This is a genomic window from Rhizobium sp. JAB6 (assembly GCF_003024605.1).
Taxonomy (GTDB): Bacteria; Pseudomonadota; Alphaproteobacteria; order Rhizobiales; family Rhizobiaceae; genus Rhizobium.
The window spans coordinates 469,409-492,584 of the sequence record NZ_PYJQ01000005.1 but is presented as its reverse complement, the minus strand read 5'-3'; the positions used below and the strand labels follow the sequence as shown (position 1 = coordinate 492,584).

The window sequence follows — 23,176 nt, the reverse complement described above, 5'->3', positions numbered from 1 at the left end:
TCCAAGGCTCGAACCGAGTTCATCGAAGCGAAGCTTCTTCAAAATTCGGGTCTTACCCGTCTCATGCAGGCTTGAGTGATTAAGGGATAACCACCTGCAATCTCGGACAGGAATTCCGGATTTCTCCGGAAATCCCAGCCCCGAAAGGCCGGGAATTCTTAAACGCCGGGCACAACGCCCGGCATAATCTTTAGGCGCTCGGCGCCGTAACCGTCGACGGCTCGATCTTGACGCCCGGACCCATGGTCGAGGAGATCGCAACACGCTTCAGGTAGTTGCCCTTGGCGCCAGCCGGCTTCGCCTTGATGACAGCGTCGGCGAAGGCGCGGATGTTTTCTTCCAGAGCCTTGGCGTCGAAGGAAGCCTTGCCGATACCGGCATGGACGATACCAGCCTTCTCGACGCGGAACTCGACGGCACCGCCCTTGGAAGCCTCAACAGCACCCTTGACGTCCATCGTGACGGTGCCAACCTTCGGGTTCGGCATCATGCCGCGCGGGCCGAGAACCTTACCGAGACGGCCGACGAGCGGCATCATGTCCGGGGTGGCGATGCAGCGATCGAAATCGATCTTGCCGCCCTGAACGATTTCAACCAAGTCTTCCGCGCCGACGATGTCTGCACCGGCAGCCTTGGCTTCATCAGCCTTGGCGCCACGAGCGAAGACGGCAACGCGAACCGTACGGCCGGTGCCGTTCGGCAGGTTGACGACGCCACGAACCATCTGGTCGGCGTGACGCGGGTCAACACCGAGGTTCATCGAGATTTCGACGGTTTCGTCGAACTTGGCGACGGCACGTTCCTTGACCATGTTGATGGCCAGATCCAGAGCATAAAGCTTGGTCGGATCAACGCCTTCACGAATCTTCTGAATACGCTTTGCTACCATGGTCTTAACCTACCACTTCCAGGCCCATGGCGCGGGCGGAGCCCTCGATCATGGCCATTGCGCCTTCGATATCGGCGGCATTCAGATCCTTCATCTTGGCTTCGGCAATTGCCTTGACCTGAGCCTTGGTCAGGGTGCCGGCCTTGGCGCCCTTGCCCGGGGTCTTCGAGCCGGACTGGATCTTCGCTTCCTTCTTCAGGAAGTAGCTGACCGGCGGCTGCTTCATTGCGAAGGTGAAGGACTTATCCTGGTAGTAGGTGATGACGACCGGGATCGGCATACCCTTTTCCATTTCCTGCGTGGCGGCATTGAACGCCTTGCAGAATTCCATGATGTTAATGCCACGCTGACCAAGCGCAGGACCGATCGGCGGCGACGGATTCGCCGAGCCGGCCTTGACCTGCAGCTTGAGCTGGCCTGCAACTTTCTTAGCCATTTCTCTCTGCCTTTCTACATGGCCGGTTGCCCGGCCGACTAATGCCGGATCGCTCCGGCGGCTGCGGTTGCGTGGTGCGGATCGCCAGGCCTGGCTAAGACCCTACCCTTCCACGCGAATTGCGGCTTTGCCGCGAGACATAAGTAAGTATTTACTTATATCCAAACTCGAACAAAAGGCCAGCCGCCAGGCCAACCTTTCGTAGAAATCACAATCAGACCTTCTCGACCTGGCTGTATTCCAGCTCGACCGGCGTGGCGCGGCCGAAGATCGACACCTCCACCTTCAGGCGAGAACGCTCTTCGTCCACATCCTGAACCGTGCCGTTGAACGAGGCAAACGGGCCATCGGACACGCGGACCTGCTCGCCGATCTCGAAGGATACGGAAGCTTTCGGCCGCTCGACGCCTTCCTGGACCTGACCGAGAATGCGCTCGGCTTCATAATCCGGAATCGGAACGGGCTTATTATCGGAGCCGAGGAAGCCAGTGACTTTCGGCGTATTCTTGATCAGATGATAGGCCTCATCCGTCAGGTTGGCGCGTACGAGCACGTAACCCGGGAAGAACTTGCGCTCGCTGTCGACCTTACGGCCGCGACGAACCTCGACAACCTTTTCGGTCGGCACAAGAATCTTCTCGAACAGATGCTCGAGACCCTTCTGCCTGGCCTTCTCCTCGATGGAATCAGCCACCTTCTTTTCAAAATTAGAATAAGCGTGGACGATGTACCAACGTGCCGCCATGTTCATCTCCACCCGATATCAGTTGCCGGTATTCAGCACGTAGCTGAGAATCCAGCCAATAAGCTGGTCGGCAGCAAAGAAAAACAGCGAGGCGAAAACGACCATGACGAGCACCATCACCGTCGAGATCATCGTCTCGCGACGCGAGGGCCAAGTGATTTTCGACGTCTCGGAGCGCACCTGCCGCAGAAACGCTATTGGATTCGTTTTGGATGCCATTGACTGCCCACGCAATTACGGCGCGTAAAGCTGAACATATCAGCCCCACGCACCGCGTGTCTGTTGAACCCTACATAAACACCGATTCCCGATTTAACAAGAGGCAATACGGTGCTTTCTAAAATTTGCCGGCAATCCGGCATATCCCCAATCCAAGAAGCTGCGAAACGACGCGCCAGTCAAATCGAGGAAAATGGCAGGGGCAGCAGGGCTCGAACCTACGACCTGCGGTTTTGGAGACCGCCGCTCTACCAACTGAGCTATACCCCTTCTTCCTTCGAATATTCGCTTCGAGCGGTGGACCGCCCAAGCAGTTCGAAGACATGGCGCTCCCTTTAAGGCGGGATGAAACGATTGGCAAGAGCGTTTTTTGCTTTTTCCCAAAGCGGAACCGCAGTTTCGCATGGAGCAAGCTCGAACAAAAGGTCCGCCGCAAGGGGCAAAGCTGCCGCAAATGCTATCGGAAAGAATGCCCTCGCCTTCGTTACTCTCCGGGTGAGCCTTTCGGCTTGCGCTTGAGAAATTTCGGCCTGAGGCGGCGCATGAAACTATCCGCGGAGCGAATCACATTGGTCAGGGAGATCAGCTTATCTATTTCGGCGTCGCTATTGCCCAACCTCTCCGACAAAACCTCGGCCGCGGCCAAGGCAATCTCGGCCGGCGGCACTTCCGTGAAGCGCTCAGCAAGGCGGAGATAGGGGTTCAGCGCGACCCCGCCATGGATGGTGATCTTTCCCAGGCGGGCAAAAAGGCGAAGGAAGGTCTGCTCGAAACTCCAGTCATGGACGGAAACGACCCTCCACTTCTGACTGCGCCTTGCCGAGAAGCCGGCAAGCACGATCGCACCGGGCAGTTTCAGATCACTGAGCCAAAGCGCCATGGCAAAGCCGCTCGTCGGCGTCTTGCCTTCCGTATAGAAATCCGAACAGAAGCCCACGAGATCGAGATGGCCGGTCGGTGCGCCCTGAAAATCGGCGGCCGGATTGAGCTTCTCTTCCGAACCAAGCCGGATGTTCATGACGCCGAGGAAATATTCCGCGGGGAAGAATTTGACCACCTCGCCCACTTCGCCGCGATAGACGATGTTGGCGCCTCGCGGCTGACCACGAGAGATCAGCAGCGAATGCCCATGGAACGGACGGTCCAGAACCTTGTAAACCTTGTTGAAGAAGACGAAGAGCGCCGTTTCCGGAAACTGCGTCTGCAGGCTGGCGATATCGACCGCGTCGCTGTTGGCGACTAGGACGATATGCGAGAAGCCCGCCAGCACATCGCGCCATTCGTCGGCGCCGTTCAGGCCGGCTGCGGCACCCGCAGCCGGAAGGCCGACATCAATGGCGTCCGACGTTCTGTGGTCCACTTCGTTCATTTCTGTTGGACGTGCAGCATCCGATCGCGCATGGCGAACCATTCTTCGGCGTAATCGTCGTTGCGATATTCGTCGAAATACGGGCCGCCATCGGTGAAGTGCACCAGCTTGGCATCTTCGCGATAATCATATTCGTTTACTAGATAGTTCCAGACCACCGGCACCTCGCCAATCTGATCGTCATTCTCCAGCCACTTGAACTGATGCAGCTGAAGACCAGTCGCCGTATTGACGAAATCCTTCGTCAACGCCGTGCATTTGGCGTTGTTGAACAGGATCATGCTCGACCAGTTCTTCTTCTCGTATTTGGTCTGCGTCTGACCGAGGAACTTGGTCTCGATCTTTGGCTGGTAGTCGTGCTTGACGCACATGGCGGCGTAGCGATCGTCACGCAACGCCCAAAGCTCCGCGATATCGGCGCGGGCGAGCATGTCGCAATCCATGAAGATGCTCCAGCCCTGGTAATCGCTGAGGTAAGGCACGAGGAAGCGCGAGAAGGAAAATTCGGTCGACTGCAGCGGGTTGCGCTCGCGCGTGAAGATGCCCTCGAGATTGTTGAGCACGATCGGCGAGAACACCACCGGAATAGACGAGCGCTCGATGATGCTCTGGGTCAGGACGTGATAGGCCACGACCTCCTTGGAATCGAACCCGACGAAAATGCGTGCAACATTATCCTTCATGATACCTCCGAAACGGCTGGTCTGTTCTGAATCAGCCGGCAAATTATCCTTCGCCGTGAGACAAGCAAGGCTCATTTCATCGCATGAAGCCTTTCGGCCGCGGAATGACGGTTCAACCATGTGCCGAATACGCCGCACGACGCGCTGCAATCTACAGGAGATGCCGCGAACCTGAACCTACTTAAAGAAACCAGGATATTTGTCGAGTGTTTGCGGAAGCATTTTTGGTTATGCTGCGTAACAAATGGAGAGATTTCGCCGCTCCCCTCCCCCGGACACCCCCAAAATGCAGCCCCCGGGGGATTCTCAGGCTTTGCGCCTCAGACCTTCACGTATTTCCGCCAGTCGTGTTCCTCCTTGAAGCCCAGGACCTCGCGGATCTTGCGGTTGGACAGCAAGCCCTCATATTCGCCGATCTCGCGCGTGAAGGGGACATTCGGAAAGTGCTTGGCGGCCAGCTCTCGCGATGGCGTATTGGCCGATACCGTGTCGTTGGCGGCATTGAAGACCTGAAAGCCGAGGCCGTTCTTCTCGATGCAGAGATGAACGATCTGGCCGAGATCGCGGGCGTCGATATAGCTCCAGGCAATGCGTTTGCGGATTTCGCTATTGGCGAAAAACTCCGGGAAACGCTGATATTCATGCGGCTCGATGACGTTACCGATACGCAGCGCATAGATGTCGATGCCGAAACGCTCGGCGAAAGCCCGAGCCGTCTTCTCGTTTACGACCTTGGACAGGCCATAGGAATCCATCGGATTGACATCATAGTCCTCCTCCAGCGGGAACTGATGGAAGTCGCGATGGCCTTCGGCGAAGCAGACGCCATAGGTCGTCTCGCTGGAGGCGATGATGATCTTCTTCACACCGAGCTTCGCCGCCGCCTCGATGACATTGTAGGTGCTCATCGTGTTGATGCGGAATGTCTCGTTGTCCGGCTTGATCAGGATGCGCGGGATGGCTGCGAAATGCACGACGGCGTCGAAAGGCTGCACGCCCTTGCCCTGATCGAGATCGGGAAAGTCGCGATGCATCGTCAGGACATTATAAACCTGTCCCGCATCGGTGACATCGGCCTGCAGGTTGGTGACGCCAGGACTGTTCAGCGGCACGAGATCGACATTGTGGACCTCATAGCCGGCATCGACCAGCCACGGAACCGTATGACGCCCCGCCTTGCCGCTTCCGCCGGTAAACAAAATACGTTTCTTCATGAAAATCTCCTCCTTGGAAAATCGAGCGATACATAGGCCCTTGTATCTGTTTCGCAAGACACGGCTTGGTGAGCGGAGGTTCTTCCAGCGAGATAGCAGAATCGAGGCGCTGACTTGCCCAATGCGAAAAGGCCCCGCTGTTTCCAGCGAGGCCCTTCTAGTAAAAGAATAATCCGAAGATTACTCGACGATCGATGCCACGATGCCAGCGCCGACGGTGCGGCCGCCTTCGCGGATGGCGAAGCGAAGCTTTTCTTCCATCGCGATCGGAACGATCAGCTCGACGTCAACCGTCACGTTGTCGCCAGGCATAACCATTTCCGTGCCTTCCGGAAGCGTCACGATGCCCGTCACGTCCGTCGTACGGAAGTAGAACTGCGGACGGTAGTTCGTGAAGAACGGCGTATGACGGCCGCCTTCTTCCTTCGTCAGGATGTAGGCTTCGGCCTTGAACTTCTTGTGCGGCTTCACAGAACCCGGCTTGCACAGGATCTGACCACGCTCGACGCCGTCACGGTTCACACCGCGGATCAGCGCGCCAATGTTGTCGCCGGCCTGGCCCTGGTCGAGCAGCTTGCGGAACATTTCAACGCCGGTCACCGTCGTCTTCGACGTCGGACGAATGCCGACGATCTCGACTTCTTCACCAACCTTGATCACGCCACGCTCGACGCGGCCCGTCACAACCGTACCACGGCCGGAGATCGAGAACACGTCTTCGATCGGCATCAGGAACGGCTGGTCGATCGGACGCTCGGGCGTCGGGATATAGGCGTCAACCTGAGCCATCAGCTCGCGGATCGCATCTTCGCCGATCTTCTTGTCCGAATCTTCAAGCGCAGCCAGCGCCGAACCCTTGACGACCGGGATGTCGTCGCCCGGGAAGTCGTAGGACGACAGAAGTTCGCGAACTTCGAGCTCGACGAGTTCCAGAAGCTCGGCGTCGTCAACCTGGTCGACCTTGTTCAGGAATACGACGATCGCCGGAACGCCAACCTGGCGGGCGAGCAGAATGTGCTCGCGCGTCTGCGGCATCGGGCCGTCGGCGGCGGAGCAAACCAGGATCGCGCCGTCCATCTGAGCGGCACCCGTGATCATGTTCTTCACGTAGTCGGCGTGGCCGGGGCAGTCAACGTGCGCATAGTGACGGTTCGGCGTCTCGTATTCAACGTGGGCCGTCGAGATCGTGATGCCACGGGCCTTCTCTTCCGGAGCCGCGTCGATTTGGTCATACGCCTTGAACTCGCCGAAGTACTTCGTGATCGCTGCCGTCAAGGACGTCTTGCCGTGGTCAACGTGACCGATCGTACCGATGTTAACGTGCGGCTTATTGCGCTCAAACTTACTCTTTGCCATTTGAATGCTTCCTGTGAACGTAATGAGTGGCCCCGGCGAACCGGTTTAGTGCCGCCGTTTAAGGCTTTCATCGCATTTGCGCAAGACTTAATTGCAGGCGCTATTTCCGGCAAAGCCCGGCCGACGGCGCGCGGTCCGCAGCCTTCGGCATTCCTTCGCCGCACAAGCTTTGCCGGCCGATCCGGCAAGATGTAAAAGCATTTGCCGGTTCAGGCGCTTAGATAGGAGCGCCAAGAGGAATTCCAGAGGCGCCGCCGGGCATCTGGCGCTGCAAACAAAAGGCGCCCTCGCCCATCGGCGGGAGCGCGCAACTACCGGACGCAATCATGGCTCGTCGCCTGATTGGCATGCCATCCGGCGGCGGGCGCATTGCCGACCGCCGGGACAAAAGACAATCAATCGAGAAGATCGGCCGGCACCTTGCTGCCATTGTCCGCAAGCTTCTTCAGAAGAGCCTTGTGGAGGAACGTGTTCATCTTGGCGGAATCGCCCGTATCGCCGGTATAGCCGAGCTCCTGCGCCAGCTCCTCGCGCTCGGAAAGGCTTGCATCCATGCCGAGCGCCTTCATGAGATCGACGATCGAATGCTTCCAATCCAGCTTCTGGCCGCTCTTCTTGACCGCTGCATCGAGGATCGAGGCGATATCCACTGGCGCGGACGGCGCGCTGGTTGCAGGCGAGGTTGCTGCCGTAGTCGCTGAAGGAGCCGGCGTTGGCGCAGGCGCCGGATTGGCAGTTGCCGCCGTAGTTTGCGATGGCGCCGGAGCGGCTCCCGCAGCCTTTGCCTCTCCCCAGATTGCACCCTTGATCTTGTCGAAGATACCCATTTGCGCTCTCCCGTTTCGGTTGCTTGAGCAGTATCTATAGCTCGCGCTGATATAAGCAACCCTTCATGTCAACTATGCAAAGATGGGAGTCGCACCACCTAATAAGGTCAACAAGTCGGAGACGCCTGGAGGGTAGATTGCCGAATTCTGCAGGTACAGCTATGCGGAAAGGTCAAGCCGCGGATTAACGTCATTGACCTCGACCTGGAGATCGTTGCCGAGGTCAAATAACGACAAAACCTAGCGTTCGCGATGAACAAAGGACTGTGCAAGCAAATTTGTCACCGCCCAATCTGGTAGTGGATCGTCAATCAGGCCAGCGCCATCAAGGGGACCGGTCGCTTTGCATGAAGGACAAAATACGATCGATTGATTTCCGACCTCCGCCGCGTGCAATTCAATCTTGCACCTTTGACAGGTCTGATGGCGAACATTTTGTTTGGCACAATAGGCCTCCTTTGAATTGAAGGCCCGACACGAACTCGGCTTGAGAAGTTCGGGGTGGACGGAAAACCTCGGCCCGAGGCTCTTTATCCGTCTCCCGATATTTAAAAGCCCTCAAAGAACAATTCAAGAGGAAGAGAGAGTAGCCCTCGGGAAGAGCATCTTGGATGGCCCTTGCCAAAGGCAATTGGCCGCATAGTGATATGGGATATAGCTAAATGACTGAAATAGCTGGAGCGGGTAGCGGGAATCGAACCCGCGTATTCAGCTTGGAAGGCTGCTGCTCTACCATTGAGCTATACCCGCGGGATGGTCAAGATCCGGCACGGAATGGTGGAGGGAGTTGGATTTGAACCAACGTAGGCTGAGCCAACGGATTTACAGTCCGTCCCCTTTAACCACTCGGGCATCCCTCCAGTTTTCCGACTGGATCTTGCGACCAAGCTTGTCAGACCGTGGCGTCGCCGCCGTGATCTGCGCCGCGTATATGACCGGACGATTTCCGTCTGTCAACACAAGGAATTGCCAAAAATGACGAAAAAATTTCAGTCTGTGGGAAAAGCCCGGCACCGAAAGAGGACTAGGCGCTCGGGAAGGCGCTGGTTATAAAGCCCCATGAGCAAAGACAAATCACCGGGCCGCCAGGGCCAAGACCACACCGCCGGCGACCGCTCGGCCAAGGACACCCATTATGCAACGCTGCGCCGCGCGCATCGCGATGCCAAGCGCGAGCGTGGCGAGATACCTACGCCGACGCCGCAGAAGCGCAAGAAGGCCGGCGCGGACGATTGGAAGCCGCCGGCACTCGCGCCCGATCAGGTCTTTCTCTATGGGCTCCATACGGTTCGCGCGGCGCTGAGCAATCCGCAGCGCAAGAACGTCAAGCTGTCCGCGACGCAGAATGCGCTGGTGCGGCTGGAAATCGGTCCGGCCGATCAACTCGGCATCCCGGTCGAGATCGTCTCGCCGCAGGATATCGACAAGGTGCTTGGCCCAGAAGCGATTCACCAGGGCGTCATGCTGGAAACGCGTCCCCTGCCCGTGCGCCGCCTCGAGGCGTTGAAGGACAGCCCGTTGCTCCTCGTTCTCGATCAGGTGACGGATCCGCACAATGTCGGCGCCATCATGCGCTCGGCCGTCGCTTTCGATGCGGGTGCCGTCATCACCACGCAGCGCCACAGCCCGACCGAATCGGGCGTGATGGCAAAGTCGGCCTCGGGCGCGCTCGAGCTCATACCTTATATACAGATCACCAATCTCGCCGATGCGCTCGAAGAACTGCACCGTCTCGGCTTCACGACGATCGGGCTTGATTCGGAAGGTCCGGCTCCGCTGGAAGGAACCTTCAGCGGCGACAAGATCGCGCTCGTGCTCGGCTCCGAGGGCAAGGGCCTGCGCCAGAAGACGCGGGAAACGGTGAATGCGCTCGCTCGGCTCGATATGCCCGGCGCCATCAAGTCGTTGAATGTCTCGAACGCAGCCGCGATCGCGCTATATGCGACGCGGTCCTATCTCAAATCATAGTGGCGCCCTTGGCGGCCGCAGCACGTTCGGAGAATTTGCCTTGATCCGTCTTCTTGGTCCCGCGGCGGTTGCCGCCGCTCTTGCTCTGACAGCGGTCCAGCCGGCGCATTCCGCCGATGACGAAATGATCCAGGCGCAGGCCGGCGTCTGGCTGGTTGCGCCGGAAAGCGGTGCCAAGGGCTGCCGCCTCACTTTCGGGACGAATACGGTGTCGGGCGGCTACGAGATTACGGGGGCGGATGCCTGTGCGACGCCGCTGCCCGCGCTCGCCGCAGCCAAGATCTGGAATTTCACCGATGATGGAGCGTTGGCGATCGCGGACAGTGGGGGCAAGTCCCTCATGCGCTTCCAGCAGGAGGAAGGCTCGCCGTGGGAAAGCGAAGGCGGCGACCGGACCTGGCTGCTGCCGGCGCTCGGCGATGTCGATCATGTGCCGACCACCGAAAGCCTTGCCGGCGCCTGGCGCATCCAGACACCGGATGGCAAGCCCGTCTGCGATATCACGCTTACCGCCGACAAGGATCAGGACGGCACCGCCAAGATGTCGTCAAACGGCAACTGCGCCGGCGAAGTCGGCGACCTCAAGCTTTCCCTCTGGGCGACAGAAGGGTTCGGGCTCGTCATGCTGGGCAATGACGGCTCGTCTCTATCCTTCGACATGAAGCCCGATGGCAGCTTCCAGAAGTCCGAAGAAGAGGAAGGCGAGCCCCTGCTGCTGGTACGCAAATAAGGCGGCAGAGCCTGACCGCTACCTGCAAATCGCAAGCATAACTATATTTCTGATATTGCCGGCCGCCTTCATGACGAAGGCGGGCCCTTCCACAGGCTGCTCTTTCCGCGCGTCTGTCGCCGTCCATGCGCCGACGAGTGATCAGTGTATCGCAGGATCCGCTTCGTCGAAGAACGATCTGATGCCATCGCGTGCAATCGTCGCCAGGAACTCGTCGAATGCTTCGCGATCGGTCGCGAAGGGCTCTTCCCATTCGATCAGATCCTCTTCCGGCGTAATGACCTCCATCCGCCAGTCGGCATTGGTGCCGGCCGGGCGAAAGATATCGACCAGAACGGTCACACCATCATCGGTGAATTCACCCGAAAGCTCGGAGTGTTCGAGTTTAGGCTTCTTGGGATTGCTGGGCATATGGTTCCAGACACACGAAGATAGGATTGATGACCGCTACGCGTAGTTGGAACGCGCGCATGACGACATATTATGTCGCTGCCGCCGGTTTTCCATACCGGAGATGAAATGATCGACGATATACAGGAAAATGGTGCCCCCGGCAGGGTTCGAACCCGCGACCCCCTGATTACAAATCAGGTGCTCTACCAACTGAGCTACAAGGGCGTAACGGCATGCCAAGTACCAGATTTTGAAATCCTGTAAAGGGAAAATCGGTCGATCCGCTTCAAAGCTGGGGATCGACCGATTCACCAGTCCGAGCGAAACGTCTTGTCGCGGCAAGGGAATAACATTACGAAGAATCGCTATTCAAAGGACATTGCATGTCGCGCAATCTTCAATCCGTCTGTTTTCTCGCCTCCACCGCGCCAGAGGCTCAAGCGGCGCAGGAAGAGCTTATTGGCCTTTACGGCCAGACATCGCAGGAAGATGCGGATATCATCGTGGCTCTCGGCGGTGACGGTTTCATGCTGCAGACGCTGCACAAGACGATGAATACCGGCAAGCGCGTCTACGGCATGAATCGCGGCTCCATCGGCTTCCTGATGAACGACTATCGCACGGATGGTCTGTCCGAGCGCATCGAGGCAGCCGTCGAAAACGCGTTTCATCCCCTGCAGATGACCACCCGCAATGCCGACGGCAGTTCCTGCGTCGCGCTTGCCATCAATGAAGTCTCGCTGTTTCGCCAGTCCTATCAGACGGCAAAGCTGAAGGTGGAGATCGATGGGCTGGTTCGCCTGCCGGAACTGATCTGCGACGGACTGATGGTGACGACGCCGGCAGGTTCCACCGCCTACAATCTTTCCGCCCACGGCCCGATCCTGCCGCTCGAAGCACCGCTGCTCGCCATGACGCCCGTCAGCGCCTTCCGCCCCCGCCGCTGGCGCGGCGCGCTTCTTCCGAACAAAGTGACGGTCGACATCACCGTGCTCGAAGCGGAGAAGCGCCCGGTCAATGCCGCCGCCGACAATACCGAGGTCAAATCGGTTCTCGGCATTCAGATCCGCCAGAGCGAGGATACAACGGCCCGCATCCTCTCCGATCCGGACAGATCATGGTCGGACAGGATTCTGGCGGAACAGTTTTCAGATTGAGTGAGATATTTGCATCAGGCCCAAGACGCCAATGCACCATGAAAAAAGCCCCGTCGCCGGGGCTTTTTCTATGCTCGAACGGACGCGACCCTATTCGACGTCGTCCACGACGGCATCGGCGGCGCCGCTGATGCGGTGCGCAAGGGCAGCTTCCATGAACTCATTGAGATCACCGTCCAGAACGTCGCCTGGCGCCGTGCTGGAAACGCCGGTGCGCAGATCCTTTACCAGCTGATAAGGCTGCAGGACGTAGGAGCGGATCTGGTGCCCCCAGCCGATGTCCGTCTTGGAGGCGGCTTCGGCGTTGGCAGCCTCTTCCCGCTTCATCAATTCGGCCTCATACATGCGGGCGCGCAGCATGTCCCAGGCCTTGGCGCGGTTCTTGTGCTGCGAGCGCTCCTGCTGGCACTGCACGACGATCCCCGTGGGGATGTGCGTGATGCGCACGGCCGAATCGGTCGTGTTGACGTGCTGGCCGCCGGCGCCCGATGAACGGTAGGTATCGATGCGGCAATCGCTCTCGTTGATCTCGATCTGGATCGAGTCGTCGACAACAGGATAAACCCAGATCGACGAGAACGACGTGTGACGGCGCGCATTGCTGTCATAGGGCGAGATGCGCACCAGGCGATGCACACCCGATTCGGTCTTCAGCCAGCCATAGGCATTGTGTCCCTTGATGAGCAGGGTCGCGGACTTGATGCCGGCTTCTTCGCCGTCATGGACTTCCAGCAGTTCCACCTTGAAGCGCTGACGCTCGGCCCAGCGGGTATACATGCGCAAGAGCATGTTCGCCCAGTCCTGGCTTTCGGTGCCGCCGGCGCCGGAGTGGACTTCAAGATAGGTATCGTTGGCATCCGCCTCGCCCGAGAGCATGGCTTCCACCTGCCGGCGCGCGGCTTCCGCCTTCAAGCCCTTGAGCGCTTCTTCAGCTTCGCGAACGACATCGGCGTCGCCCTCTTCCTCGCCAAGCTCGATCAGCTCGACATTGTCGGCAAGTTGCTGTTCCAGCGCGCGCACGCCGCTGATGCCATCGTCAAGCTGCTGGCGCTCGCGCATCAGCTTCTGCGCCTCGGCAGCGTCGTTCCAGAGGGTCGGATCCTCTGATTTATTGTTCAACCAGTCCAGTCGTCTTATCGCCTGGTCCCAGTCAAAGATGCCTCCTCAGCAGGGTGATAGCCTGCTTGGTTTCATCGACTACTTTCTCGATTTCGGCTCGCATAATCCCACTTCTTCAGTTCACCGCTCAAGGCAAGCGGTCATCCAATTCCAAGAGTGCTGGTGACATAGATATACATGCCGCTGCTGTAAAGCCCCGCGGCGTGATGATCGACAAATCGGAAAGGATCAGAAAAGACCGCCCGCTCCGGAGGTAACAGCCTGGTTTGCCTGGGGCGACGTGCGCAGGATTTCCTCCGGTGCCACCTGAGCCGCGGCATCGCCGCCGCCGATGACCTGCAGGCTGGTAGCCGGACCCGTGCCGGGCTTGAAGGCTTCCATGATGGCATTCGGCTCGCCGGGCTGCGCGGCCATGCCGGTCGCACGGTTGACTGCAACCATCGTCATGCCGGCGGGCACCTGGAATTTCTCCGGCGGCTGGTTCTTGGTCGCAGCCTGCATGAACTCGTTGAAGATCGGTGCCGCAAGCGCGCCGCCGGTGCCGCCGCGGCCGAGCGTGGACGGTGTGTCATATCCGATGTAAAGGCCGGCAACCAGGCTCGGCGTGTAGCCGACGAACCAGGCGTCCTTCTCATCGTTGGTGGTGCCGGTCTTGCCGGCGACATCGGTATTGAGCTTGATCTTGCCGGCCGCCGTGCCGCGGATGACGACGCCCTGCATCATCGACGTGACTTGATAGGCCGTCATCGGATCGAGCACCTGTTCGCGGTTGTCGGCGATGACGGGCTCTTCCTGATTCTGCCAGGCACTGACGTTGCAACTGTCGCAGACGCGCTCTTCATGCTTGAAGATGGTCTTGCCGTAGCGATCCTGGATCCGGTCGATCAGCGTCGGCTTGATCTGCTTGCCGCCGTTGGCGATGACCGAATAAGCCGAAACCATGCGCAGCACCGTTGTTTCGCCGGCACCGAGCGACATGGCGAGCACGGGGTTCATATGATCGTAAATGCCGAAACGCTCGGCATATTCCGCAACCAGCGGCATGCCCATGTCGGACGCAAGACGGACCGTCATCAGGTTGCGCGAGTGTTCAATCGCGAAACGAAGCGTATGGACGCCACCGCCCTCGCCTTCGTAGTTCGTCGGCTTCCAGACATCGCCGTTGCTGAGCGTGATCTGCACAGGATCGTCGAGAATGACGGAGGCCGGCGTATAGCCATTGTCCATGGCGGCGGCGTAAACGAAGGGCTTAAAGGACGAGCCCGGCTGGCGTTTCGCCTGGGTGGCACGGTTGAATTCCGACTGCGCGTAGGAGAAGCCGCCCACCATTGCGAGCACACGGCCGGTGTGCGGGTCCATGGCCACGAGACCGCCCTGCACCTTCGGCGGCTGGCGCAGGCGATAGCTGCTCGAATCGGCATTGCCGGTCTTCTGCACGTAAATCACGTCGCCTGGGCTCAGGACGCCGCTTGGCGATTTGGCAGACTTGCCGCCGGCCGAGCGATAGGCCCAGCGCATGTCGGCGGGAGCGATCGTGCCGCGCGTGCGCTCCGTCGATACCTTGCCGGCGGCATCGACGCGGGGCTGGAGACCGATATCGACGCCTTGATCGGATACGGAAAGGACGACGGCAACCTTCCATTCCGGCACGTCGCTCAGGCTTGGAACCTTGGCGAGCTCGGCGCCCCAATCCTGCGAAGTCGCAATCTGCTTGATCGGGCCACGATAGCCGCGGCGCTCATCATAATCGACCAGACCATCCTGAAGGGCCTTGCGAGCTTCGAGCTGCATCTGCGGGTCGAGCGAGGTGCGAACGGAAAGACCGCCTTCGTAGAGGGTCTTTTCGCCATATTGGTCGATCAGCTGGCGGCGAACTTCCTCGGCAAAATAATCGGAGGCGAACAGCGACGGGCCGCTCTTCGGCGGCACGACGCCCAGCGGCTGCTTCTTCGCTTCTTCGCCATCGCTCTGGCTGACATAGCCGTTCTCGACCATGCGGTCGATCACCCAGTTGCGGCGGGTGAGCGCCGCCTCGGCGCGGCGGAACGGATTGTAGTTCGACGGACCTTTCGGAAGCGATGCCAGATAGGCCGATTCGGCGATGGTCAGCTCGTTGACCGACTTGTCGAAATAGGTCAGCGCGGCGCCGGCGATGCCGTAGGAGTTCAGGCCGAAATAGATTTCGTTCAGGTAAAGCTCAAGAATCTTGTCCTTGCTGTAAGCCTGTTCGATGCGGAAAGAGAGAATCGCTTCCTTGATCTTGCGGTCGAACGTCTGGTCGGCCGAAAGCAGGAAGTTCTTGGCGACCTGCTGCGTGATGGTGGACGCACCGACGAAGCGGCGACCCGAACCGATATTCTGCAGGTTCACGGCCACGGCGCGGATAAGGCCGCCGACATCGACACCCGGATGATTATAGAAATTCTTGTCTTCGGCCGAAAGGAAGGCCGCCTTGACGCGATCGGGAATGGCCTGGATCGGCACGAAAAGCCGGTTCTCGCGCGAATATTCCTTCATCAGCGCGCCGTTGCCGGCGTGAATGCGCGTCGTTACCGGCGGCGCGTATTTGGCAAGCACCTCATAATCGGGCAGTTCCTTCGAGACCACGCTCAGATAGATGGCAGCCGCAGCCGCCGCACCCAGAAACAGGAGGCAGCCGAGGCCAAAGAAATATCCAATCAGTCTGATCATCTGATACTACCGGTGCTTGTTCTTCATGCGGCACGTGCGCGAGATCATCGCATAGTCACGGGCGTTTTGCACGCTCGCGGCGTGAATGCAAGACGGCAATGGGACAAAGCCGTGCGTCATACGCGAGCAAATGATACTTCGCTGTAACGGCGGGAATGTGAGCAAAATAGGGCTCGTGGCCGACATTCCAATTTGATCCAGTTCTAAAGTACATTGCTGTTACATGGAAGCCACGGCAATCGTTCTATCCGGAGCCGTCAGCCACCGTTTGCGATGATCGATACGCGATACTGTTTCACCGCCTCCGTCAGACGGTCGGCTACCTTCCCGCGCCAAGTCGGATCGAGCAGCAGCTTTTCATCCTCCTTGTTGGAGAGAAAGCCGAGCTCGAGCAGGATCGAAGGTACGTCGGGCGCCGTCAGGACCTGGAAACCTGCATGGCGATGCGGATTGTTGATCATGGCGATCTGACCATTGAACGAGGACAGCACATCCTGCGCCAGCGAGATGGAAAAGGCCTGGGTCTCGCGGCGCGTCAGATCCATCAGAATGTCGTTGACGGCGGCCGGCTGCGTCTGAGCCTCGGCGCCGGCAATCTGATCGGAGTTGTTTTCACGATCGGCCACTTCGCCGGCGAGCCGGTCCGACGCCTTGTCCGAGATGGTATAGACGGTCGCGCCGCGGATATCCTTCTGCTTCAGCGTATCGGCATGCAGCGAGATGAAGAGCGAGGCGCGATTCTGCCGGGCGATCGTCACACGTTCGGACAGGGACAGATACTGATCCTTGTCGCGCGTCAGAAAAGCCTTGATGCCGGGCTGCGCATTCAGCTTGTCGGCAAACATCTTCGCAAATGCGAGCGTGATGTCCTTTTCCTGCGTGACGCCGTCCGTACCGGTCGCGCCGGCGTCGATGCCGCCGTGACCGGCATCGACCGCAACAAGGAACACATTCGGATCGGCCTTCTGCGTCGGCTCGACCGCGCCGACATTCTTTGCGGTATCGTCACTCGTCCAGCTCTGCTTCTTCACCAGCTCGGCAAACTGTTCGGCCGGCAGCATCTCGGCATCCAACACGAGGCGCTGCCCCTTACCGCTCTCATCGGCCTGAACCTTGGCCGTAACCAGCTTTACCGGTTTCTTTGCCGTCAGCACGATGCGGGCGCTATCCGCATCCATCGTGCCGTAGCGGATATCCTTGAAAAGACCGGCCGGCTTGAGACTGCCAGCGGGAAAGCCGAATGCAGTTGACGGGAGATCGACGACGACGCGGACGGGATTGTCGAGGTAGTGAACCGTGAAGGTAGGAGCCCGATCCATGTCGATGACGATCCGCGTGCGGGCATCGTCACCGGCGATGCGGGCGCCATAGGCCAGCACGGAATCATCTGCCGCCACTGCCGGCGCAAATGTCGAAACCGAAACGAGACTTACCAGAGCGAAGGCCGCTGCCGCAAATCGCAAAGCCCTCACGCCAATCTCCGCCACATGCCGCAATCCCTTTACCAAGTGCCCAACGCGCCCCATATTGGTTTCGACGTTGATTTTGAAGTCCCAATAACGGGAACCAGGTTTGACCTGATGGCTGCATCGATGATGCCCGGGAGACGAATCGACAAGACACTCTCCCGCGTCCTCATCATCCGACGAATCCATCAATATTATGGCATACTTGGCTTTTCCCTTGCTATTGTGACAGATAAAACATACAACGCATATTAGGGTAGAAGTGTTGACGGGATAGAGTCGTCGCAAAGGCAGCCGCCTCGAGTACCAGGCGCCAATAAGCGGCATTCATCCGCCGTCTGCAGTACTTCTGCTCGAAACAGTGGATATCTGAATTTCCGGCTTCAAACGGGAAATTCATCGGTGGAGAGCCACCAAACGCTCTTTAGAGAGCACATTCATCGGACCCATTTGTGGGTCTAAGGCATAGTCGATCTCGCTTGGTTACGGATGTCACCGCAGCAGCTTTTTCAAAAAGTCAACAGACCCCAGGGAAATGATGCCCCGGCTGCCGTCTGGATGCTGTCATCGCCGAACCAATCGCGACTTTCATTATCCGGTGCAGCAATGGCGGATCACATCCAGCCTGTCCCAGCGACAGGCAGGCCCCCATCCGACTGTCTGCGCCGAGGAGCACAGCTTTCATGGCAGACAAAATGCTTATCGATGCGTCTCACGAGGAAGAGACGCGCGTCGTTGTCGTTCGCGGGAACCGCATAGAAGAATTTGACTTCGAGTCCCAGCACAAGAAGCAAATTCGCGGCAACATCTATCTTGCAAAGGTAACGCGGGTAGAACCTTCGCTTCAGGCCGCTTTCGTTGACTACGGCGGCAACCGGCATGGTTTCCTCGCCTTTGCCGAAATCCACCCCGATTATTACCAGATTCCGCTGGCCGACCGGCAGGCGCTTCTGAAGGCGGAGGCCGAAGAGCATCGCCGCGACGACGATGTCGAGCATGTCGAAACCGCGCTCGATCTTTCGCAGCAGGAACAGCCCGATATCGGTATCGTCCCGACGCAGGGCGAAGAAGCCGCAGTGCCGGCCGCAATCGCGGAAGAGGCTCCAGCCTCGGAGGCAGTCGAAGCCGCGGAAGAGGCAGCGCCCGCCAAGAAGGCAAAGCCGCGCCGCAGCCGCAAGAAAGCCGCAGCCGAAGAAGCCCCCGCTCCGGAAGCAACGGCCGCCGTCGATGCGCCGGGCGAGGACGAGGAAGGACCGTCGGGCGAAATGGCTGCGATGGTCGAAACCGATTCGATCTCCGAAGACGTCGCGACCTCCAAGCGCCGCCGCGATGACGACGACGATGACGACGATCATGACCATGAAGAGGAAGTCATCGAATCCGTCGGCGCCGAAGACGCGATGGAAGAAGTTCCCGATCGGGCCCAGCGCAAGCCGCGCAAGCAGTACCGCATCCAGGAAGTCATCAAGCGCCGCCAGATTCTGCTGGTGCAGGTGGCCAAGGAAGAGCGCGGCAACAAGGGCGCGGCGCTCACCACCTATCTCTCTCTCGCCGGCCGCTATTCGGTGCTGATGCCGAACACGGCGCGCGGCGGCGGTATTTCCCGCAAGATCACCAATCCGCAGGACCGCAAGCGCCTGAAGGAAATCGCCAAGATGCTCGAAGTGCCGCAGGGCATGGGCGTCATCCTGCGTACCGCCGGTGCCAACCGCACCAAGGTCGAGGTCAAGCGCGATTTCGAATATCTGATGCGCCTTTGGGAAAACGTTCGCACGCTGACGCTGGCTTCGACCGCGCCATGCCTTGTCTATGAAGAAGGCAGCCTGATCAAGCGCTCGATCCGCGACCTCTACAACAAGGATATCAGCGAGATCATCGTTGCCGGCGAAGAAGGCTATCGTGAAGCGAAGGACTTCATGAAGATGCTGATGCCGAGCCACGCCAAGGTGGTTCAGCCCTATCGCGACATCCATCCGATCTTCTCGCGCTCCGGCATCGAGGCGCAGCTCGACCGCATGCTGCAGCCGCAGGTGACGCTGCGTTCAGGCGGCTACCTGATCATGAACCAGACGGAAGCGCTGGTTTCGATCGACGTCAACTCCGGCCGCTCGACCCGCGAACATTCGATCGAAGACACCGCTCTCCAGACGAACCTGGAAGCGGCCGAGGAAATCGCGCGCCAGCTGCGTCTGCGCGACCTTGCCGGCCTGATCGTCATTGACTTCATCGACATGGAAGAGAAGCGCAACAACCGCGCCGTCGAGAAGAAGCTGAAGGAATGCCTGAAGAACGACCGCGCCCGTATCCAGGTCGGCCGTATCTCGCATTTCGGCCTTCTAGAAATGTCGCGCCAGCGCATCCGCGCTTCGGTTCTCGAAAGTACAACGCAGATCTGCTCGCATTGCGGCGGCACGGGTCACGTCCGCTCGCAGTCTTCGGTTGCCCTCCACGTCCTGCGCGGCATCGAGGAATATCTGCTCAAGAACACGACGCACGACATCACCGTGCGTACCACACCGGACATCGCGCTCTACCTGCTCAACCACAAGCGCCAGACGATCATCGATTACGAAAGCCGCTTCGGCGTCGCGATCGTCATCGATGCCGACAATGCCGTCGGCACGCAGCACTTCGCGATCGACCGCGGCGAGCCGGTCGCCAATCCGGTGAAGATCGAAAGCCTGTTCAACTTCGCAGCCATCCCGGACGATGATGACGACGATATCGTTATCGAAGCCGATGAGGATGAAGACGAAGAACTGGAAGAAAAGGCTGCAAGCACCGAGCAGCAGCCTACCGCCCGCTCTGAAGGCAATGACGGCAACCGCAAGCGCAAGCGCCGTCGCCGGCGTCGTGGTCGCGGCAATGATATCCAAGGCGCTCCGGCTTCCGAAGATGGCTCCGTGGCCAATATCGCCGAGGACGCGGACGGGGAAGAAGGTGACGACGACGACGCTGATGCCGGCACAGACAATGCCGCGTCCGCCGGCGGTGAGGATGACGCGCAGCAAAAGCGCAAGCGCCGCCGTCGCGGCAAGCGTGGTGGCCGACGCAATCGTGAAAACGAAGGCAACGAACACACGGCTGCAGGCGAGGAGGCCGACTCCGGCGAAGCCGATGAGAATGACGCCGAAGACGGCGACGAAGCAACCGTAACGGTGGCCGAGATCGCGGTTGCCGAAGGCGAAGCCGCCGTCGAGGCGCAGCCGGCCATGGCAGCCGTCGAGACGGCAGCGACCGTCACCGAAGATGTGAAGCCCGCCAAGGGCCGCGGTCGCCGCAAGGCAAAGACTGTCGACGCATCGCCGGTCGAGACGCCCGTGGTCGACGACGCGCCCGCAGCAGATGCCGAAGCAGAAGCGGTCGCCGAGACCACCGAAGCCCTGGACAATTCGGCGGAGGCGGCAGCACCCGAAGCGGCTGAGGACGCAGCCAAGCCGGCCCGCGCCAACCGCGAATCCAACGTTTCCTCCTCCGCTCCGGTGGTGAAATCCACCCGTACCAACGAAGGGGGTGAGAGCGACGGAGAGCCGGCCAAGCCGAAAAAGGCAGGCTGGTGGCAGCGCCGCGGCTTCTTTTAAGAAGCCCATCAGGAAATGATCCGACAAAATCCGGCCGTGGCGACGCGGCCGGATTTTTCGTTTCCGCCACCCAATTTATTCGCAGTCCCTGCCTAAGCACCTGAAACAGATCGAGCAAGGCGCATGGATTCCCCACTTGCGAAAGTGCTTCCGCAAGTTCGCCCAAGCCATTGATTGCGGATTCTATTTCAGCCAGGCGGCCATGCGTTCGGTGGCTTCCTCGATCTCGGCATTCGAGCCGGCATAGGAAAAACGCATGGCGCGATGTCCTTCCAGCGGATCGAAATCGAGGCCAGGAGTGGCGGCGACATTGATTTCGGCCAGCATCTTGCGGGCAAAGGCCATGCTGTCGTTCGTGAAGCGGCTGACATCGACATAGGCGTAAAAGGCGCCATCCATCGGCGAGGCAATGCGAAGGCCGATTTCCGGCAGCCGGCGCATGAGGAAATCGCGGTTGCGGCGATAGCTCTCACGATAAACATCCAGTTCGGCGCCGGCGCCGAGCGCCGCCTCGGCGGCAATTTGCGACAGTTCCGGTGCGGAGATATAAAGGCTCTGAGCCACTCGTTCGATGGGGCGAACCAGCCGTTCCGGCAAAACCATCCAGCCGATGCGCCAGCCGGTCATACAATAATATTTAGAGAAGGAATTGATGACGATCGCCTCGTCCGTCAGCTCCAGCGCACTGGTCTCCTCGCCGACGAAGGTCAAGCCGTGGTAGATCTCGTCGGAGATGAAGGCGATGGAGCGATCCGCACAATAATCGGCGAGCGCCTTCAAAGCCGCCCTGCTCGTCACGGTGCCGGTGGGATTGGCGGGGCTTGCCAGCAGCACGCCCTTCAGCCGCTTGCCGCTTGCCGCCTGTGCTGCCTCGAGACTCTCGGGCGTGAGCGTGAACTGCGTTTCCTCGGTGACCGGCACTTCGACGACATCGAGACCGAGTGCGGCCAGAATATTCCGGTAAGCCGGATAGCCCGGCCGGGCGATGGCGACGCTGTCGCCGGCATCGAACAGGGTCAGGAAGGCAAGGTTGAATCCGGCCGACGATCCGGTCGTGATCGCAATGCGTTTGGGATCGATGCTCAAGCCATGGCGCGCCTGATAATGGGTGGAAAGTGCCTGCCGCAGCGCCAGAGTGCCGAGCGCATCCGTATAGCCGATGCGCCCATGGCCGAGAGCCGCACGCGCTGCCTCCAACGCTGCCTGGGGTGCGGGATGGGACGGCTGTCCGACAGCCATGGAAATGACCGCGTGCCCAGCCTGGCGTCTCCGCGTCGCTTCCGCCAGGACGTCCATGGCATGGAAAGGTTCGACATCGCTGCGCTTGGATAGGGAAAACACGGGTCAATTCTCTTTCGGATCGGATCGGCTCGCGACATTTGCCGCAATATTGGCTCGTTCACAATCCTGCGATTGCGGCTTTGTCGTGAAAATTCCTGTTTCTGGAAATAAGGACGCACCGTAAATTGTCGATGCTCATTTGCGGATGTTAACCCGACGATGCTATGGCGCATCCGAGAATAACGTCTCCGATCAGATCCAAAAGAGGACCCCAATGACCCTTTCTCTCAAAAGCCTGCTGACGGTTACGGCGATTGCCCTGACAGCGTCCTTCGCCACAATCCAGCCGGCCGCCGCGCTGGACGACCAGCAGAAGAAGGAAATCGGGGATTTCATCAGGGATTATCTGGTCGAGCACCCGGAGGTGCTGCTGGATGCGCAGGCCGCGCTCGAAAAGAAGCAGGACGAAGCCCGCATCGCACAGTCGTCGCAGGTGATCACGGAGAACAAGGATGCGATCTTCAACTCCAAGGATGATGTCGCCATCGGCAATCCGAAGGGCGATATCACCGTTGTCGAGTTCTTCGACTATAATTGCACCTATTGCCGACATGCGCTTGGCGACATGGACAAGCTGCTGCAGCAGGACAAGAATGTCCGTTTCGTGCTGAAGGAGTTCCCGATCCTCGGCCAGGATTCGGTTGCCGCCTCGCGGGTTTCCAGCGCGTTCCGCCTGCTCGCGCCGGAAAAATATGCCGCGTTCCATCACAAGCTGCTGAGCAGCGAGGGCCGTGCCTCCGAAGACGCCGCCATCGATGTCGCGACCTCGCTCGGGGTCAGCGAAGCGGCCATCCGGGCCGAAATGGCAAAAGCGCCGAATACCGCCACGATCAAGGCGACCTACCAGCTTGCTACCGATCTCGGCGTCAACGGCACACCCGCCTATGTCATCGGCAACGAGATGGTTTCCGGCGCGATCGGCCTCGATGCCATCAAGGAGAAGATCGCCAACGTTCGGGGTTGCGGCAAGACGAGCTGCTGAACGGCGCAAA

General features: G+C 59.4%; 19 protein-coding genes and 4 tRNA genes. 5 read left to right on the top strand and 18 right to left on the bottom strand.

All coding sequences use genetic code 11. From position 1 onward, the window contains the following. Positions 1–190 precede the first annotated feature (190 nt). From rplA to C7U61_RS08145, 12 genes are all read right to left on the bottom strand, one after another. A complete protein-coding gene (gene rplA, locus C7U61_RS08200; protein WP_106997617.1) occupies positions 191–889 on the bottom strand; it encodes a 50S ribosomal protein L1 in 699 nt (232 codons plus the stop codon). 4 nt (positions 890–893) lie between these two features. Continuing rightward, positions 894–1,325, bottom strand: coding sequence for a 50S ribosomal protein L11 (rplK, locus tag C7U61_RS08195; RefSeq protein WP_047637054.1), 432 nt, complete (start codon positions 1,323–1,325; stop codon positions 894–896). Between the two features lie 214 nt (positions 1,326–1,539). Further along, the gene (nusG, locus tag C7U61_RS08190; RefSeq protein ID WP_106997616.1) at positions 1,540–2,070 is read right to left on the bottom strand and encodes a transcription termination/antitermination protein NusG; all 531 of its coding nucleotides are present in this window, start codon (positions 2,068–2,070) and stop codon (positions 1,540–1,542) included. Between the two features lie 18 nt (positions 2,071–2,088). Continuing rightward, a complete protein-coding gene (secE, locus tag C7U61_RS08185) occupies positions 2,089–2,289 on the bottom strand; it encodes a preprotein translocase subunit SecE (RefSeq protein ID WP_106997615.1) in 201 nt (66 codons plus the stop codon). Positions 2,290–2,483: 194 nt separating this feature from the next. Beyond that, positions 2,484–2,559: transfer RNA gene (locus C7U61_RS08180), tRNA-Trp, on the bottom strand. A 214-nt stretch (positions 2,560–2,773) separates the two neighbouring features. Next, entirely contained in the window at positions 2,774–3,658 is an 885-nt protein-coding gene (locus tag C7U61_RS08175) for a 3-deoxy-manno-octulosonate cytidylyltransferase (protein WP_106997614.1), read from the bottom strand. Next, positions 3,655–4,341: a glycosyltransferase gene (locus tag C7U61_RS08170; RefSeq protein WP_069614840.1), complete on the bottom strand. Its 687-nt coding sequence runs from the start codon at positions 4,339–4,341 to the stop codon at positions 3,655–3,657. The genes C7U61_RS08175 and C7U61_RS08170 overlap by 4 nt, the downstream gene beginning before the upstream one ends. 320 nt (positions 4,342–4,661) lie before the next feature. After that, entirely contained in the window at positions 4,662–5,555 is an 894-nt protein-coding gene (locus tag C7U61_RS08165; protein WP_106997613.1) for an NAD(P)-dependent oxidoreductase, read from the bottom strand. A gap of 180 nt (positions 5,556–5,735) precedes the next feature. Then, entirely contained in the window at positions 5,736–6,911 is a 1,176-nt protein-coding gene (tuf, locus tag C7U61_RS08160) for an elongation factor Tu (protein ID WP_095434658.1), read from the bottom strand. A 395-nt stretch (positions 6,912–7,306) separates the two neighbouring features. Then, complete coding sequence (locus C7U61_RS08155; RefSeq protein ID WP_106997612.1) at positions 7,307–7,738, bottom strand: DUF3597 domain-containing protein; 432 nt, start codon at positions 7,736–7,738, stop codon at positions 7,307–7,309. Positions 7,739–8,414: 676 nt separating this feature from the next. After that, positions 8,415–8,488 (bottom strand) — tRNA-Gly (locus C7U61_RS08150). A gap of 25 nt (positions 8,489–8,513) precedes the next feature. Then, a tRNA-Tyr gene (locus tag C7U61_RS08145) sits at positions 8,514–8,598 on the bottom strand. Positions 8,599–8,797: 199 nt separating this feature from the next. On the opposite strand from C7U61_RS08145, the gene rlmB reads away from it, so the two are divergent. Together rlmB and C7U61_RS08135 are read left to right on the top strand one after the other, a co-directional pair. After that, positions 8,798–9,706, top strand: a complete 909-nt coding sequence (gene rlmB / locus C7U61_RS08140) for a 23S rRNA (guanosine(2251)-2'-O)-methyltransferase RlmB (protein WP_106997611.1) — start codon at positions 8,798–8,800, stop codon at positions 9,704–9,706. 40 nt (positions 9,707–9,746) lie between these two features. Beyond that, on the top strand, positions 9,747–10,436 hold the full coding sequence (locus tag C7U61_RS08135) for an AprI/Inh family metalloprotease inhibitor (RefSeq protein WP_106997610.1): 690 nt from the start codon (positions 9,747–9,749) through the stop codon (positions 10,434–10,436). 141 nt (positions 10,437–10,577) lie between these two features. Here the strand turns inward: C7U61_RS08135 and C7U61_RS08130 are convergent, their stop codons facing one another. Further along, positions 10,578–10,847 carry a hypothetical protein gene (locus tag C7U61_RS08130; protein WP_106997609.1) on the bottom strand — a complete coding sequence of 90 codons (270 nt, stop codon included), beginning with the start codon at positions 10,845–10,847 and terminating at the stop codon, positions 10,578–10,580. 131 nt (positions 10,848–10,978) lie between these two features. Next, a tRNA-Thr gene (locus tag C7U61_RS08125) sits at positions 10,979–11,054 on the bottom strand. A 158-nt stretch (positions 11,055–11,212) separates the two neighbouring features. Between C7U61_RS08125 and C7U61_RS08120 the strand changes: the two genes are divergently transcribed. Continuing rightward, entirely contained in the window at positions 11,213–11,986 is a 774-nt protein-coding gene (locus C7U61_RS08120; protein ID WP_106997608.1) for an NAD kinase, read from the top strand. A 90-nt stretch (positions 11,987–12,076) separates the two neighbouring features. Here C7U61_RS08120 and prfB read toward each other — a convergent pair. The 3 genes from prfB to C7U61_RS08105 all read right to left on the bottom strand — a co-directional run bounded on the left by prfB (position 12,077) and on the right by C7U61_RS08105 (position 17,268). After that, positions 12,077–13,208 (bottom strand): peptide chain release factor 2 gene (gene prfB / locus C7U61_RS08115; protein ID WP_106997607.1). Its coding sequence is split into 2 segments (ribosomal slippage): positions 12,077–13,138 and positions 13,140–13,208, totalling 1,131 coding nucleotides; the frame shifts between segments, so codons are not numbered across the junction. Between the two features lie 125 nt (positions 13,209–13,333). Beyond that, positions 13,334–15,796 carry a penicillin-binding protein 1A gene (locus C7U61_RS08110; protein WP_106997606.1) on the bottom strand — a complete coding sequence of 821 codons (2,463 nt, stop codon included), beginning with the start codon at positions 15,794–15,796 and terminating at the stop codon, positions 13,334–13,336. Between the two features lie 257 nt (positions 15,797–16,053). Beyond that, complete coding sequence (locus C7U61_RS08105; RefSeq protein ID WP_106997605.1) at positions 16,054–17,268, bottom strand: N-acetylmuramoyl-L-alanine amidase; 1,215 nt, start codon at positions 17,266–17,268, stop codon at positions 16,054–16,056. Between the two features lie 677 nt (positions 17,269–17,945). Here C7U61_RS08105 and C7U61_RS08100 point away from each other — a divergent pair. Continuing rightward, a complete protein-coding gene (locus C7U61_RS08100) occupies positions 17,946–20,843 on the top strand; it encodes a ribonuclease E/G (protein WP_106997604.1) in 2,898 nt (965 codons plus the stop codon). Between the two features lie 183 nt (positions 20,844–21,026). Here the strand turns inward: C7U61_RS08100 and C7U61_RS08095 are convergent, their stop codons facing one another. Beyond that, positions 21,027–22,184, bottom strand: a complete 1,158-nt coding sequence (locus C7U61_RS08095; protein WP_106997603.1) for an aminotransferase class I/II-fold pyridoxal phosphate-dependent enzyme — start codon at positions 22,182–22,184, stop codon at positions 21,027–21,029. A 214-nt stretch (positions 22,185–22,398) separates the two neighbouring features. Between C7U61_RS08095 and C7U61_RS08090 the strand changes: the two genes are divergently transcribed. After that, a complete protein-coding gene (locus C7U61_RS08090; RefSeq protein ID WP_106997602.1) occupies positions 22,399–23,166 on the top strand; it encodes a DsbA family protein in 768 nt (255 codons plus the stop codon). Positions 23,167–23,176: the final 10 nt, after the last annotated feature.